At 29.1% G+C, this 16,166-nt stretch carries 11 protein-coding genes and 1 rRNA gene; 6 read left to right on the top strand and 6 right to left on the bottom strand.

Annotation, left to right across the window (positions count from 1 at the left end; all coding sequences use genetic code 11):
- Nucleotides 1-98: 98 nt before the first annotated feature.
- The 4 genes from hprK to uvrB all read right to left on the bottom strand — a co-directional run bounded on the left by hprK (nt 99) and on the right by uvrB (nt 7,917).
- On the bottom strand, nt 99-1,028 hold the full coding sequence (gene hprK, locus IR152_RS18165; RefSeq protein WP_227453259.1) for an HPr(Ser) kinase/phosphatase: 930 nt from the start codon (nt 1,026-1,028) through the stop codon (nt 99-101).
- Nucleotides 1,028-2,845: an excinuclease ABC subunit UvrC gene (gene uvrC / locus IR152_RS18160; protein ID WP_227453258.1), complete on the bottom strand. Its 1,818-nt coding sequence runs from the start codon at nt 2,843-2,845 to the stop codon at nt 1,028-1,030. The genes hprK and uvrC overlap by 1 nt, the downstream gene beginning before the upstream one ends.
- Before the next feature lie 257 nt (nt 2,846-3,102).
- On the bottom strand, nt 3,103-5,928 hold the full coding sequence (gene uvrA / locus IR152_RS18155; RefSeq protein WP_227453257.1) for an excinuclease ABC subunit UvrA: 2,826 nt from the start codon (nt 5,926-5,928) through the stop codon (nt 3,103-3,105).
- 18 nt (nt 5,929-5,946) lie between these two features.
- On the bottom strand, nt 5,947-7,917 hold the full coding sequence (gene uvrB, locus IR152_RS18150; RefSeq protein ID WP_227453256.1) for an excinuclease ABC subunit UvrB: 1,971 nt from the start codon (nt 7,915-7,917) through the stop codon (nt 5,947-5,949).
- Between the two features lie 501 nt (nt 7,918-8,418).
- On the opposite strand from uvrB, the gene IR152_RS18145 reads away from it, so the two are divergent.
- From IR152_RS18145 to IR152_RS18120, 6 genes are all read left to right on the top strand, one after another.
- Nucleotides 8,419-8,838 (top strand): PTS sugar transporter subunit IIA, encoded by a 420-nt coding sequence (locus tag IR152_RS18145; protein ID WP_227453255.1) that lies wholly within the window; start codon nt 8,419-8,421, stop codon nt 8,836-8,838.
- On the top strand, nt 8,835-9,305 hold the full coding sequence (locus IR152_RS18140) for a PTS sugar transporter subunit IIB (RefSeq protein WP_227453254.1): 471 nt from the start codon (nt 8,835-8,837) through the stop codon (nt 9,303-9,305). The genes IR152_RS18145 and IR152_RS18140 overlap by 4 nt, the downstream gene beginning before the upstream one ends.
- A gap of 24 nt (nt 9,306-9,329) precedes the next feature.
- Nucleotides 9,330-10,112, top strand: coding sequence for a PTS mannose/fructose/sorbose/N-acetylgalactosamine transporter subunit IIC (locus IR152_RS18135; protein ID WP_227453253.1), 783 nt, complete (start codon nt 9,330-9,332; stop codon nt 10,110-10,112).
- Between the two features lie 24 nt (nt 10,113-10,136).
- Nucleotides 10,137-10,967 carry a PTS system mannose/fructose/sorbose family transporter subunit IID gene (locus IR152_RS18130; protein ID WP_227453252.1) on the top strand — a complete coding sequence of 277 codons (831 nt, stop codon included), beginning with the start codon at nt 10,137-10,139 and terminating at the stop codon, nt 10,965-10,967.
- 78 nt (nt 10,968-11,045) lie between these two features.
- Nucleotides 11,046-12,026, top strand: a complete 981-nt coding sequence (locus tag IR152_RS18125; protein WP_227453251.1) for an SIS domain-containing protein — start codon at nt 11,046-11,048, stop codon at nt 12,024-12,026.
- A gap of 124 nt (nt 12,027-12,150) precedes the next feature.
- On the top strand, nt 12,151-14,898 hold the full coding sequence (locus IR152_RS18120) for a sigma 54-interacting transcriptional regulator (protein ID WP_227453250.1): 2,748 nt from the start codon (nt 12,151-12,153) through the stop codon (nt 14,896-14,898).
- A gap of 393 nt (nt 14,899-15,291) precedes the next feature.
- On the opposite strand, the gene IR152_RS18115 is transcribed toward IR152_RS18120, so the two are convergent.
- Nucleotides 15,292-15,669, bottom strand: coding sequence for an alkaline phosphatase family protein (locus IR152_RS18115; RefSeq protein ID WP_227453249.1), 378 nt, complete (start codon nt 15,667-15,669; stop codon nt 15,292-15,294).
- A 379-nt stretch (nt 15,670-16,048) separates the two neighbouring features.
- Nucleotides 16,049-16,165: ribosomal RNA gene (gene rrf, locus IR152_RS18110) — 5S ribosomal RNA — on the bottom strand.
- Between the last annotated feature and the right edge of the window lies 1 nt (nt 16,166).

The following is a 16,166-nucleotide window of genomic DNA, read 5'->3' as shown; positions in this document are numbered from 1 at the left end:
ATCTAGTATAATTTTAATCTATTATTTTAAATTGTCCTTATATGATGATATATTATTAATAAATATTATATACAATTTAATTTTAATATTATTCTGTGCTACTTAGTATCAATTAATTTTGATAATTTTTTAGTAAACTCTTGAGCTGCATCATACCCCATTCCTCTTTGTCTAAAATTCATTGCTGCTACTTCTAATATCATAGCAGTATTTCTTCCAGGTTTAACAGGTACAACCAATTTCTCTACATTAACACCAAGTATTTCCTCATATTCTTTATCAAGCCCAAGTCTATCATAGTACTTAGTCTCATCCCAAGCTTCTAGATGGACTACTAAATCTATCATTTTAGAATTTTTAATTGCCCCTACTCCATACAGACTTCTAACATCTATTATTCCTATTCCTCTTATCTCAAGAAAATGTCTTATCAATTCAGGTGACTGACCCATAAGCATACTTTCGTCTAGTTTTCTTATTTCTACAGCATCATCTGCAACTAATCTATTGCCTCTTTGAATCAATTCTAACGCTGTTTCTGACTTTCCTATACTACTTTCACCTTTTATCAGTACACCTATACCATAAATATCTACTAGCACCCCGTGAATTGTTGTATGTGGTGCTAACTTATTATCCAAATAATTTGACAGTCTATTTATAAGTCTAGTGGTATTTCTGTTTGTACTCAAAAGTATTCTTTTATATTTTTTAGCTTTTTCAATTACATCGGGCTTGATTTCCAAATCTCTAGAAATTATTAAAGCTGGTATTTCATATGAGAAAAATCTATCTAGTACTTCTTCTCGAATATGATTATCCATTAATCCAAAAAAATTATATTCTGTCTTTCCAACTATTTGTATCCTTTCATACGCAAAATAATCAAAATATCCTGCAAACTGTAATCCTGGTCTATTTATATCTTGTGAGTAAACATAATAATCTACATCATCGGGCATGTATACTACTTTTAACTTCAACTCTTTTATTATATCTCTTATTGACACCTTATTGCTAGTTTCCATTAATTTTCTTCCTTTCTAAAAAAATTATAAACATTCTCTGCAGTGCTTTTATTCATTCCATCTACTTCTAAAAGTTCTTCCATAGTAGCTTTTTTTATAACATCTACGTCTTTAAAGTGATTTAGTAATGATTTCTTTCTTTTTTCACCTATTCCCTGTATATCATCTAAGATAGATTTTGTCAAAGCTTTATTTCTTAAACTTCTATGATATGTTATTGCATAATTATGAACTTCTTCTTGTATACTAGCAATAAATCTATATAAATTAGTTGTTTTATCTAGCTCTATTTCTTTTTCTTTACATATCAATCCTTTAGTTCTATGTTTATCGTCTTTGTACATTCCCCAAAGAGGTATATCTATATCATTAAGTTCTAATACTTTTTTTACTGCACTAACCTGTCCCTTTCCACCATCTAATAATATCAAATCAGGTAAATTCCCATGCTTCAATCTTCTATCTACAATTTCAGCCATAGAATCATAATCATTAGGTCCAATAACTGTTTTTATTTTATATCTCCTATATTCTTTTTTGTCCTTCTTAGCATTTGTATATACTACCATAGAACCAATTGAATCTACACCTTGTATATTTGATATATCAAAAGCCTCTATTCTTATTGGCAACTTTTCCAAATTTAATAATTTTTTTAATTCTTCTAATGCACCAATGCTTTTTTCGTATTTTCTTTTGTTCATATCAGAAAACTTTTCAAGATACTCTACAGCATTTTTTCTGACCATTTCAACTAAGCTTTTCTTTTCTCCTTTTTGTGGAACTCTTATCGTTACTTTTTGACCCTTTTTGGATGACAACCATTCCTCTAATATAGAACTATCTTCTATCTCATCTTCTATAATTAATTCTTTGGGTATATATTCTTGCTCATTGTAAAATTGTTTTACAAATGAACCTAATATAGAAGCTCTTGGACTATCCATTACCCCTTCTAATATAAAATGTTCTCTACCTACAATCTTACCATTTCTTATAAAAAAGACTTGTACACAGGCTTCATTATGGGCTCTTGCCATTGCAACTATATCTTGGTTCAAGTCACTTACATTAGCATCTATTTTTTGTTTCTGTATCATCTCTTCAAGGCTCTTTATTTTATCTCTATATACAGCAGCTTCTTCAAACCTAAAATTCATAGAACTCTCATTCATTTTTTCCTTTAAAAGCTCCATCAATTTTTCTTCTTTACCAGATAGACACATTATAATCTCTTCTATCATTTTTCCATACTCTTCTTTAGAAACATTTCCTGTACAAGGTCCTAAACATTTATTTATGTGTAGATTTAAACAAGGTCTTGTCTTATTCTTTATTGCTTTATCTATATCTATTTTACAGCTTCTTATTGGATACGTACTACTTATAAGTTCCAAAGTATCATTCACAGCAGTTATATTGGTATATGGACCAAAATACTTTGCCTTATCTTTAAGAACTCTTCTAACTTTTAAGATTCTTGGATAATCTTCATTCGTAGTTACTTTTATATATGGATAAGTTTTATCATCTCTAAGCACTACATTATACTTTGGTCTGTATCTTTTTATTAAATTACATTCAAGTATTAATGCCTCTAATTCTGAATCCGTTATAATATACTCAAACTTATATATATTCTTAACCATAGATTTTACTTTAGATGTATGGTTTTTTGAAGATTGAAAATACTGCCTTACCCTATTTTTTAGAGATATGGCTTTTCCCACATATATTATATGGTCGTATTTGTCTTTCATTAAATATACTCCGGGCTCAGAAGGTAATTTTTTTAAATGCTCTTGTATATCAAACATCTCGCCCTCCAAAACATTAAATTTTATACTAAAATTATACCCTAAAATATGAAATTTAAAAAGTTATACAATTTCCAGCACTTTAGACAAGTTAAAGCCCATATTCCCTTCTATAATTGATTTAAAAACACTTTTAACCATGAAGAGTAATATGGACTTTACTTTGGATTACTATTTACAACTTGTATTTGACTAATTTACTTATAACAGAGCAACTTAGCTTATATATCTCTAAAATTTTTCACAATTTATATAATTTAAGAAAAATATTTCTTTAAGAATTGACCTGTATAAGAACCCTCAACTCTAGATACTTCTTTTGGAGTTCCAGTTGCAACTATAGTTCCACCTTTATCTCCACCTTCTGGTCCTAAGTCTATTACATAATCACAAGTCTTTATAACATCTAGATTATGCTCTATAACTATAATTGTATTTCCTGTATCTGCTAATCTTTGTAATACTTGGATTAGCTTATCTACATCTGCCATATGAAGTCCAGTAGTAGGTTCATCTAATATATATAAAGTCTTTCCTGTTGGTCTTTTACTAAGTTCAGCAGCTAATTTTATACGTTGTGCTTCCCCTCCTGATAATTGAGTTGAAGGCTGTCCTAATTTGATATACGAAAGTCCTACATCCATTAAAGTCTCTAGTTTTCTTTTTATATTCGGTATATTTTCAAAAAACTCAACAGCTTCTTCCACATTCATATCCAGTATATCAGATATAGTTTTATCTTTGTATTTTACTTGCAATGTTTCTCTATTATATCTTTCACCTTTACAAATTTCACAAGGAACATATACATCTGGTAAGAAGTGCATTTCTATTTTTATTATTCCATCACCCTTACAAGCTTCGCATCTACCACCTTTTACATTGAAACTAAATCTTCCTTTTTTATAACCTCTTGCTTTAGCTTCATTAGTAGCTGCAAAAATATCTCTTATAAAGTCAAATACGCCTGTATAAGTGGCAGGATTTGAACGAGGTGTTCTTCCAATTGGGCTTTGGTCTATATTTATAACCTTATCTATATTTTCGATTCCTTTTATTTCCTTATGTTTACCTGCTCTTTGTTTAAACCTATTTACTTTACTTGCAACACCTTTATAAAGTATGTCGTTTATCAATGTACTTTTTCCAGAACCTGAAACACCTGTTATACATGTAAATTTACCTAATGGGAATTTTACATCTATATTTTTTAAATTATTTTCTGATGCTTTAACTACTTCTATAAAATTTCCATTTCCTTCCCTAGTAGTCTCTGGAAGCAATATTTGTTTTCTACCACTTAGATACTGACCTGTTATTGAGTTTTCATTTTCAATTATTTCATCCAAAGTACCCTGCGCAACTATCTCACCGCCATGTATGCCTGCACCTGGACCAATATCTAAAACATAGTCAGCTTCTCTCATTGTATCTTCATCATGCTCTACAACGATTAAAGTATTTCCCAAATCGGTTAGATGTCTAAGAGTAGCTATAAGCCTATCATTATCTCTTTGATGAAGACCTATACTTGGCTCATCAAGTACATATAAAACTCCAACTAATGCAGAACCTATTTGAGTTGCTAATCTTATACGTTGTGCTTCTCCTCCTGATAAAGTTCCAGCTTTTCTTGATAAATTTAAATAATCAAGACCTACGTCTCTTAAAAACATAGCTCTTCCTTTTATCTCTTTTATAATCTCATGAGCTATAAATCTTTGTTTTTCTGTAAGGTTTATATTTTCCATAAAGTCAATCAATTCATTTACAGATAAGTTTGTAACTTCCATTATGTTTTTCCCGTCAACCAAAACAGATAAAACTTCCTTTTTAAGTCTCATTCCTTTACATTTTGGACATGGTCTTTCTGCCATATATTCTTCAATCTTATCTCTCATGTACTCTGAGTTGGTTTCTCTATATCTTCTCTCTAAGTTTACTACTACTCCTTCAAAATATGACTTATAATTTCTAGTTCCTCCAAATTTTGATTCATAAGTAAACTCTACAATTATATTGTCTTTACCATAAAGTAATTCCTCAACAAAATCCTCTGGTAAATCTTTAAATGGAGTTGTCAAAGATACATTAAAGTGTTCTGCTAAGCTTTTTATCATTTTACTATAATAAGTATCATCATTAACACCTGTTGACCCCCATGCAGCCACTGCACCTTGTTTTATTGATAAATCTTTATTTGGTACAACCAATTCTGGGTCAACTTCCTTACTTTCCCCAAGACCATTACAAACATCACAAGCACCAAAAGGAGCATTAAATGAAAACATTCTTGGAGATAATTCTTCTATACCAATTCCATGTTCTGGGCATGCAAATTTAGTTGAAAAAAGAATTTCCTCTCCATCTATTATTTGAGCTATTACAAGACCATCAGATAGCTTAACTGCAGTCTCAATTGAGTCTGCTAATCTAGATTCAATTCCATCTTTAATTACTATCCTGTCTACTACAACCTCTATATTATGTTTTTGGTTTTTATTTAGAGCTATATCATCACTGACTTCATAGTTTTCACCATCAACCCTAACTCTTACAAATCCTTCTTTTTTGATACTATCTAAGACTTTTTTATGTGTACCTTTTTGCCCTCTAATAATTGGTGAAAGTATTTGTAACTTCGTTCTATCTGGAAAGTCTAGCATCTTATCAACTATTTCTTGAATAGTCATTTGACTTATTTTTTCACCACATGTAGGACAATACACATCTCCTACTCTTGCAAATAATAGTCTTAGATAGTCATATATTTCTGTTACTGTTCCAACAGTAGAACGTGGATTTTTTGATGTAGTCTTCTGGTCAATTGAGATAGCTGGTGATAAACCTTCAATATATTCTACATTTGGCTTCTCCATTTGACCTAAAAATTGTCTAGCATAAGCAGATAAACTCTCTACATATCTTCTTTGACCTTCTGCATATATTGTATCGAATGCCAAAGAAGACTTCCCAGAACCTGATAACCCTGTAAAAACAATAAATTTATCTCTTGGTAGTTCTAAATCTATATTTTTTAAATTATGCTCTTTTGCTCCTCTTATTATAATTTTATCTTCCATAACGTTGTTTTTACCTTTCTATTTTTCCAATTTTTCTTCTAATTGTTTTATTTTATCTCTAAGTTCTGCTGCTCTCTCAAATTGTAAATTTTGAGCAGCCTCCATCATCTCTGATTTTAATTTTTCTATATTATCTCTTATTTCATCTTTATCATCTGTGTCAGATATTCCATATACAACTTCTTCCTCTGCCACCTTAGTAGCTTCTATACTATCTCTTATATTTTTCTGTATAGTCTTAGGAGTGATATTATGCTCTTCATTATATAAATTTTGTATATCTCTTCTTCTCTTTGTTTCATCAATAGCATTTTGCATTGAGTCAGTTATTCTGTCTGCATACATGATTACTCTTCCATTTTCATTTCTAGCAGCACGTCCAATAGTCTGTATTAACGCTGTTTCGGAACGTAAGAAACCTTCTTTATCCGCATCTAAAATTGCTATCAGTGAAACTTCTGGTATATCTAACCCTTCTCTAAGTAAATTTATTCCTACAAGTACATCAAATTTTCCTAGTCTTAAATCTCTTATTATTTCTGTTCTTTCTAGTGTAACTATATCTGAATGCAAATATTTAACTTTTATTCCTATCTCTTTAAGATAATTAGTCAAGTCCTCACTCATTTTTTTAGTTAAAGTGGTTATAAGTACTCTTTCATTTTTTTCTATAGTTTTAGTTATTTCTCCTACTAAATCATCTATTTGATTATTGATAGGTCTTACTTCTACAATTGGATCTAAAAGCCCAGTTGGTCTTATTATCTGTTCTGCTATAGTCTCTGAATGTTGGATTTCATAAGGTCCTGGTGTAGCACTTACAAACAACATCTGATTTATATTTCCTTCAAATTCTTGAAAATTTAATGGTCTATTGTCAAGTGCAGAAGGTAATCTAAAACCATTCTCTATAAGTGATGTCTTTCTAGACCTATCTCCTGCATACATACCTCTTACTTGTGGTATAGTAACGTGTGCCTCGTCTACAATTATTAAATAATCATCTGGAAAGAAGTCCATTAAGGTATATGGTCTTTCTCCTTCTGACCTTCCTGTAATATGTCTTGAATAGTTCTCTATTCCCTGACAAAACCCTATTTCTTTTAGCATCTCTATATCGTACTTAGTTCTTTGCTCAATTCTTTGTGCTTCTAAGAGTCTATCATTCTCCTTGAAAAATTTAATTTGTTCTTGAAGTTCATCTTCTATTTCTACAATCGCCTTTTCAATTCTTTCTGGAGTTGTTACATAGTGAGATGCTGGGAATATAACAACATGATTTCTAGTACCAACAATCTTTCCTGTTACATAATCAATCTCCGTTATCCTATCTACTTCATCTCCAAAAAACTCTATTCTTATTGCTTTTTCATCATTACTAGCTGGGAATATCTCTAGTATATCTCCTCTAACTCTAAAAGTACCTCTTGTAAAATTTATGTCATTTCTTTCGTATTGTATCTCTATTAACCTTTTTATTACATCATCTCTGTCTCTTTGCATACCTGGTCTTATAGATAACATAAGTTCTTTATAGTCTTTTGGGTCACCAAGCCCATATATACAAGATACAGAAGATATTATTATAGTATCTCTTCTCTCTAAAATAGATGCTGTAGCAGAATGTCGAAGCTTATCTATTTCGTCATTTATACTTGCATCTTTCTCTATATAAGTGTCACTGTGAGCTACATATGCTTCTGGTTGATAGTAATCATAGTAACTTACAAAATATTCAACTGCATTGTCTGGGAAAAATTCTTTAAACTCACTGTAAAGCTGTGCCGCTAGTGTCTTATTATGAGCCATTATTAGGGTAGGTTTCTTAACTTGCTGAATGATATTTGCCATTGTGAATGTTTTTCCTGAACCCGTTACTCCTAATAAAGTTGAAAATTTCTCGTTTCTATTTATAGAATCCACTATTGATTTAATAGCTTCTGGTTGGTCACCTGTAGGTTTGAAGTCTGATTTTATTTTAAAATCCATTATATCACTCCTTTTTTCGAACATTAGTTCCTAACATGTATTATTATATCATACCTTTATAAAATTGTTTAAGTTATTTTAAATATTTTACCCATTTAAATTTTACTTAAATCTAAAATATAAAAAAGAAGTTATCTCGAAATTGATTTTTTCTAATCAAATGTTTATTTTAAGACATCCCCTTCTGTTAAGAGCAAAGTTTTGTGATTAACAGCCATTAATATCACAGATAATAATTTAGTTCTTCTGCTTTGCTCTCATCTCATTTTAAATTGACACAGGATTCTTAAATTTATTTAGCCTATCAGTTTTATGGTTACATGGTTTTACCTAAAAATTCAACAGTTATATTCAACACTGTTAATATTAAATAAATAAGTGTTGATTTAATAAAGTTCATTTTCTAGAAACGTTGAATTTGTCTGTATTGCATCAGACAATTAAAAATTTGGCATGTAGATTGCTATAAATAATTGTATAGATAAGAAGGGAGGTAAAAATGTGAATCAAATTATTTTAGCAAGTCATGGAAGCATGGCAAAAGGAATAAAAAATGCTCTAGAGATGATTATAGGGAATGCAGAATCAGTTAAAGCTTTTTCTTCGTATAGAGATGAGGAAGAAAATATAAAAGTATTAATTGAAAAAGTTATCAAAGAAAATTATGAAACAAAGGAAATTTTTATATTAACAGATATTTTAGGGGGAAGCGTAAATAATGAAATGATGTCTTTACTTAAGGATTATCCAAAGATACATATAATTTCTGGAATTAATCTACCATTAGTTATCTCTATAGCAATATGTAATGAAATTTCTATAGAATTATTAAAAGAATTTATTAAAGATAGTCAGCAATCAATCGTTTATTGCAACGAATTAATTAGAGAATCAATCAGTGGAAAGGATGAGGATTTATGATTAAATTAGTTAGAATTGACCATCGCCTATTACATGGACAAGTAGTTTTTTCATGGACAAAGAGCTTGAGTATTTCAAGAATAATTATAATTGATGATTTTTCAGCAACAGATGAATTAAAGAAAATATCTTTAAACTTATCTAAACCTTCAGGTGTAAAGTTGAATATTTTTACAGTTAAAGATGCACTTTTTAAGATGAAAAAGATAGAACAATTAAATGAAAATATAATGTTAGTATTTGGTAGTACTAAATCAATACGTAAATTTTGTGAGGAATATCCCAATATTAAAGAAATAAATTATGGAGGAATTGCTAAGAAGGAAAACTCAACTCAATATAGTAATGCAATTTTTTTAAATGAAGAAGAATTAAACGATTCAATAAAGCTTAAAGAAATGGGAATTAAGCTATATATGCAACAGGTACCAACTTCTAAATCAGAAGATTTAACATCTAAAATTTAAATTTATATATAAGGAGGTTAAAATATGTTATTTCAATCAATATTACTAGGTCTTATAGGTGTGTTTTGTATTCTGGACTCTAGATTATTAGGCCGTTTAAATTTTGAGAGACCTCTTATTGTGAGTACTTTAGTAGGTATAGTTCTAGGTGATATGGAAAAAGGGTTGATGGTAGGTGCTTCTCTTGAATTAATGTCACTTGGTATAGTAAATATAGGAGCAGCTGCACCGCCTGATATGAATATGGGATCAATAATAGCAACAGCATTTGCCATACTTTCTAATTCAGATGCTGAAACAGCATTAACAATTGCAATTCCAATTGCTGTATTTGGTCAGATGCTCGCAATACTAATTAGAACTATACTTTCAAAAATGACTCATACATCAGATTATTTTATAGAAAAAGGCGAATATAAAAATGCATGTAGAGTTCATATCATTTGGGGGCCGATTTTATATTCATTTATGTACTTTTTACCTATTTTTTTAGCTATATATTTTGGAACAGATTTAGTAAAAAGTATCGTAGACAATATTCCAGGATGGTTAACAAACGGTTTAACACTTGCAAGTAAAATATTACCTGCTTATGGTTTTGCTTTATTACTAAGTACAATGCTTTCAGGTAAAATGTTACCTTTCTTATTGATTGGATTCTTTATCACCGCATACTCAGGGTTAAGTGTAACAGGTATAGCAATATTTGCTTGTACATTATCCTTCATATTAGCTGAATTTAAGTTTAAAAAAGAAAATCAATCAGTAGATGAATTAGATAGCATTAATGATTTTGATACGCTATAAATCTCAAAAGAAGGAGGAATAGAAATGGAAAGCAAAAAAATTTTTAAAAGAGAAAAAGATAAAAATGCTTGGAAGTATAGAAAATTCTTTTGGCGTTCATGGAGTATTCAAGCATCTTGGAATTATGAAAGACAAATGAACATGGGATTTTTATATGGTATTTCACCTATTCTTGATGAAATCTATAAAGATCCTAAAGATGCTGAACTTAAAAAAGATGCATATAAAAGACATTTGAGATTTTATAATTGTACACCTCAAACAAGTGCATTTGTGTTAGGTTTGAGTGCTGCAATGGAAGAACAATATTATGAACATAGAGAAAATATTGATCCAGAATCTATAAATGCAATGAAAACCTCATTAATGGGACCTTTATCAGGCGTTGGCGATTCATTTTTTCAAGGTACTATTCGTATCTTAGCATTTGGTCTGGGAATAAATCTTGCTCAGCAAGGAAGTATAGCAGGACCAATATTAGCAATTTTAATATCTTTTATACCATCTTATTTTGTAACATACTATGGTGGCAAAATTGGTTATTTAATGGGAAATAAATATTTATCAAAATTATATAATGAAGGACTTATGGAGAAAGTAATGTATGTTTGTTCGATAGTTGGGTTGATGGTTATTGGCTCAATGATGGCAAGTATGATAGGAATTACTACTCCAATAACTTTTAATAAATTTATATTACAAGATGTTTTAGATGGAATTGTACCACAAATTATTCCATTAGGGATAACTTTTCTTATGTATTGGCTATTAAGGAAAAAAGTTAAAACAGGATGGATGCTTACAATATGCATAGCTAGCGGATTATTATTTAGTGCTCTAGGCATATTTGCTTAAAAGCTAAAGATTCCAAATGGAATTGAAAATAAATTTAATAAATATGTATAAGTTTTATAAAAACAGGAGGATTTAAAAATGATTACTAATATGACACCAAAACAAATTATTGAGGACATCAAGGTAAAGCAAAGTGAAATTAAAAGTGTAGTTTTTGTAGGATGTGGAGCTTCTAAAGCAGAATTATATCCAGCAAAATATTTCTTAGATGGCAATTCAAAAAAAATACGTATAAGCCATTATACTGCAAATGAATTTAACTATGCTACTCCAGAAGCTGTAGATGAAACAACAATTGTTATATCAGCATCATTAGGTGGAACAACTCCAGAAACTGTAAAAGCTAATGAGAGAGCAAAAAAATTAGGGGCTCATGTTATAACGTTAACTCATTCAGTAGAATCACCATTGACTAAGGATGCAGAATATGTGATATACCATAGATTTGCTGAAAGTTATGGTGCAAAAATAGAAAAAATGGGATTTGCTTTAGAATTAGCAATGGAGATATTACAACAATTTGAGGGATATGATAATTATGAAGTAATGAAAGATGGGTTTGATAAGATTTATGATTTAGCAGATAAAGCTGCTATTTCAGCTAGATTATATGCTAAAAAATTTGCAGAAGAATATAAAGATGCACCAGTTATATACGTAATGAGTAGTGGAGCTACACTTGAAGTTGCTTACTCTACATCAATTTGTTTAATGATGGAAATGCAATGGGTTAACTCAGGAACGTTTCATTCAGGGGAATTCTTTCATGGACCATTTGAGATAGTGGATAAAGATGTGCCATTTATATTATTTATGAATGATGGTAGAACAAGAGCAATAGATTCACGTGCATTAACTTTTTTAAATCGTTTTAATGCAAAAACAACTGTAGTAGATGCATTAGACTATGGGCTATCAGCTGAAATTTCAAAATCAGTAATAGATTACTTCAATCCTCTGTTGTTAACGGCTGTGTTTAGAGTATATGCTGAAGAATTATCAGAAGCACGTCAACATCCATTAACTAGGAGAAGATATATGTGGAAATTAGAATACTAATATTGAATTAAACGAAACTCTAGCAAAGAAATTGAAAGCATTCAGTTTCTTTGCTTTTTAAAAATTGTGAAATATTATAAAATAAACTATAATAAAAAACATTTACAGGAAGGGTGTAGATGCTATGGAAAAATATTTATCTAATTATTTAAAGAAGATTACTGAAAATTTTGATAAGGATAATATAAAACTGCATTCTACAAATTCTATTGCTAATAATATAAATTTAAGTAGAAGTACTGTAAGTAGTTATTTAAATAAAGAAGTTAAACGTGGTAACGTCATAAAAGTTAAAGAATATCCAGTAATTTTTTTAGATAAAGATGTTTTTTCAAAATTTTATTTCAAGGTAGAATTAAGTGAATACGAATCATTGGAAGAATTATTTAATGAGAATAAAAGTAATAGTTCTAAAGCTTCTTTAAATAATGTAATTGGTGCAAAAGGAAGTTTAAAAGAACAAATTGATCAGATAAAAACAGCTATACTATATCCCCAAAATGGATTACCTATAATGCTTTTAGGACCTAGTGGTTCTGGAAAGACTTATTTAGCAAAAAGTATATATGATTATTCCATACAAGAAAATCTTATTTCTAAAAAAGCACCATTTATTTCTTTAAATTGTGCTCAGTATTATCATAATCCAGAATTATTATCAAGTATTTTGTTTGGACATGCTAAAGGCTCATTTACTGGTGCTGATAAAGATAAGAAAGGTTTACTTGAAAATGCAGATGGAGGAATTTTATTTTTAGATGAAGTTCATAGATTAACTGATGAAGGTCAAGAAAAGTTATTTACTTTTATGGATTCAGGTGAATTTTCTCCTTTTGGAGATAATAGCATAAAAAAGAAAGCTAAGGTAAGATTAATTTTTGCTACAACGGAGTCAATACAATCAACCTTTTTACCAACATTTATAAGGAGATTACCTGTTATAGTGAATATACCTAGCTTTTCAGAGAGACCTCAGCATGAGAAACTTAATTTGATAGATAGTTTTTTTTTAAAAGAAAGTGAGATTCTTAATAAATCTATAAAAGTTTCAGGTCAAGTTATATCATTTCTACTTTCAAGTAATTATGAAGGAAATGTAGGAAAGATAAAAAATATTGTCAAATATAGTTGTGGTAGTAGTTATACAAGAGGAGAAAATACTGATTTAATTAAGGTAAAAATTACCGATTTACCTGCTGATTGTGAGGAGTATATAAAAGAAACATTTAATTATCAGTTTACGAATAGATATCAATGTAGAAGTTATGATTATAGATGTCCAGAACTATTGAATATAAGTAGTAGAGAAGAAAAAAATATTGCTACTACATATTTTCAATTTATAGAAGAGTTCAAATCTGCAGAAAGTGGAAATATAACATATGAATACTACATAAAAAAGATGATGAGCAATGTAAATATATTACTAGATGATTTAGTATTTAATACAGAGTATGCTAAAAATCAGAGTTTATTTTCTATATTATCATTTAATATAAGACATACATTTAAATTTATGGAGGAAAATTATGGTACTAAACAGGATGGTAATAAAATTATCTCAATAGCAAGTCTATTATATTTTAAAGAAGAACATGAAATTTTAATTAATCATCCAGATTGGAACAGCATTAGACCAAAGTTAATAACTTTTATAAATAATCATATGGCAAATTCAGTATGGTTAGCCAAACTAATGCTAAGAAATTTAAGTGAGCAATTAGACTATGAGTTTTTAGAGGAAGATTTAATTGTTATTTCATTTTATTTAAATAGTACTAGTATGCAGAAATTTAAAAGTGGAATAAATGCAATAATCTTAGCTCATGGTTATTCTACAGCTAGTAGTATGGCAAATGTGGCTAATAGGTTATTAAAGAAAAATTTTTTTCAAGCTATTGATATGCCAATTGATATAACAATTGATGATATAGAAAATAAGATTATTGAATTTATTGATAATAATAACATAGAGAATGGTTTGATTTTATTAGTAGATATGGGATCTTTATCAGATTTAGGTAATAGATTAAAAGAAAAAATAAAAGGTCCATTATTGCTTATAGATTATGTATCCACTCCATTGGTTTTAGAGGTAGGCAGTCTATTAATAAAAGAAAAAAATATAAATGAGATTAATAATGAAGTTTTAAACAATGTAAATATCAATAGAAAGTTAATTTATCCAACTGAGAAAAAGAAAAAGGCAATACTGACTTGTTGTTACACAGGAATGGGAAGTGCTATCCAAATACAAGAAATACTCGAAAATAGTTTAAAACAATATCAGAAATCACTTACAATAATTCCTTATGACTATAAAAAGTTGAAGCAAAATAAATTAAAAGAACTACCATTCCAAGTCTACAAAGTTATTGCAATTATAGGAACCAATAATCCTAAGATTGAAGGAGTCAATTATATAGGCTTAGATCAATTAATAGTTGGAGATGAAATTGATGAATTTATTAGTTTATTAAAATGTAATTTTGAAATTGATGAAGAGCAACTAAAAAAGGATTTAGTATTTAATTTTTCAATAAAAAAAATAATTGAAAATCTAACAATATTGGATGTAGGAAAAATATTAAAGTCAATCGAAAAAGCTGTTGATAAGATGGAAGAGAAATTTGATATTAATCTTTCAAACAATAGACGTTTCTTACTATATTTACATACATGTTGCATGGTAGAAAGAATACTTAGAAAAGAAAGTGTTGATGAGCAGTTAGATATTGATGAGTTTTTAAAAAAACAAAAAAGAAAAATTGAAGTCATAAAATATTCTTTTGCAGAAATTGAAAAGGAATATACTATAGAAATTTCTGATTTAGAAATACGTCTTATATCTGATATTTTATTTACTGAATAGATGAATAGTAATTTTTCATTTATATAATAAACCCCTCCATAGTTCTATTTTAGGGTTAAAAATCAATCTATTATCTACCTAACTAGATTTTTAGAACATATTAAAGCAATCTCTAGAACTAAGGTTGTATAAATAAAATTCATATGATTAACCATTAAGTTCTCTTTATACTTTTTAATATTTGGGAAGATTTCAAAATAAAAATTTGAGTCATCTCTTTTTGTGCAAAAAAAGAGAAGGGGTTCATAAGAACCCCTAATCTATGTGATAATTGTTCTTTGAAAAACCACATTTTAATTATATTAAATACGGATGTTATAAATGAGTGGTATTGCCATTATACATTGAAAATAAATACTTTATCAACTCTAAGATGACCGTGGTCTCCAAGTATTATAAAATTAGTATCTTATACGTACCAGCATCCTTTGTAGCTTGAATTATACATCCTAGCCATTCATTATTCATTTTCAATGCTTTATTTACTTCATCATTAAATAAACCGTAATTATGTCGTGTATAATCCAATGTAGCCAAATATATTAACATTAAATCTTGCTTATGTTCCTTTATGATATCCACTGCACAATTTACTCCGAACAAATCCATGTTCGGTTCTAACTTCCAATCAATATAATGACAATGTTTGTTGTAAATGCTATCCATTATAATCTTACTGGAACTTTTTTCAAAAATCTCTCTTGGGTCATCTTCTCTATTAGGATCCCATATTTCTGCAATATTATAGTCTATATTTGGATTTGCTCCCATTACAGGTCATAATACACTATTAAATGCTACTTTTTTACCATTAGCTATTTCTCCACCACTTTGCATCACCATAGCTTCATAGAACCAAATATCTATTGGTGTTTCAAAACCATAAGTATCTTCTGACTAATTATTTTTATAAAACTTCATTTGGGAGTGTAATGTTATTTTAAATTCAATAAAGAAAAATTTAATGATTGGAATACAAAAGTACAATAAAAAAGACCTCTATGGGGGATAGAGGTCTTTAAGTGGGGGAGATTGAGTAATTTATTTTTGCTATATTAAGTTTTACAATTATATTATGTCCCAATTTTATAGGGTCTAAACATAAAAAACAAAACTTTTTTTAATTTTAATAAGTTTACTCAAAAAAATTACGTGGCTACGTCCTACTCTCCCAGGCAGTTTCCCACCAAGTACCATCAGCGCTAGAGAGCTTAACTTCTGTGTTCGGAATGGGAACAGGTGTATCCTCTCTGCTATTGTAACCACAT

This window comes from Clostridioides sp. ES-S-0108-01 (assembly GCF_020662285.1).
Taxonomy (GTDB): Bacteria; Bacillota; Clostridia; order Peptostreptococcales; family Peptostreptococcaceae; genus Clostridioides.
The sequence above is the reverse complement of the archived record's forward strand: the minus strand, read 5'-3'. Positions and strand labels throughout refer to the sequence as shown.

Excerpts from the sequence above, each read along its gene's own strand:
- hprK (WP_227453259.1), bottom strand. The coding sequence starts at position 1,028 with ATGGAAACTAGCAATAAGGTGTCAATAAGAGATATAATAAAAGAGTTG.
- uvrC (WP_227453258.1), bottom strand. The coding sequence starts at position 2,845 with ATGTTTGATATACAAGAGCATTTAAAAAAATTACCTTCTGAGCCCGGA.
- uvrA (WP_227453257.1), bottom strand. The coding sequence starts at position 5,928 with ATGGAAGATAAAATTATAATAAGAGGAGCAAAAGAGCATAATTTAAAA.
- uvrB (WP_227453256.1), bottom strand. The coding sequence starts at position 7,917 with ATGGATTTTAAAATAAAATCAGACTTCAAACCTACAGGTGACCAACCA.
- IR152_RS18140 (WP_227453254.1), top strand. The coding sequence starts at position 8,835 with ATGATTAAATTAGTTAGAATTGACCATCGCCTATTACATGGACAAGTA.
- IR152_RS18135 (WP_227453253.1), top strand. The coding sequence starts at position 9,330 with ATGTTATTTCAATCAATATTACTAGGTCTTATAGGTGTGTTTTGTATT.
- IR152_RS18130 (WP_227453252.1), top strand. The coding sequence starts at position 10,137 with ATGGAAAGCAAAAAAATTTTTAAAAGAGAAAAAGATAAAAATGCTTGG.
- IR152_RS18125 (WP_227453251.1), top strand. The coding sequence starts at position 11,046 with ATGATTACTAATATGACACCAAAACAAATTATTGAGGACATCAAGGTA.
- IR152_RS18120 (WP_227453250.1), top strand. The coding sequence starts at position 12,151 with ATGGAAAAATATTTATCTAATTATTTAAAGAAGATTACTGAAAATTTT.
- IR152_RS18115 (WP_227453249.1), bottom strand. The coding sequence starts at position 15,669 with ATGGGAGCAAATCCAAATATAGACTATAATATTGCAGAAATATGGGAT.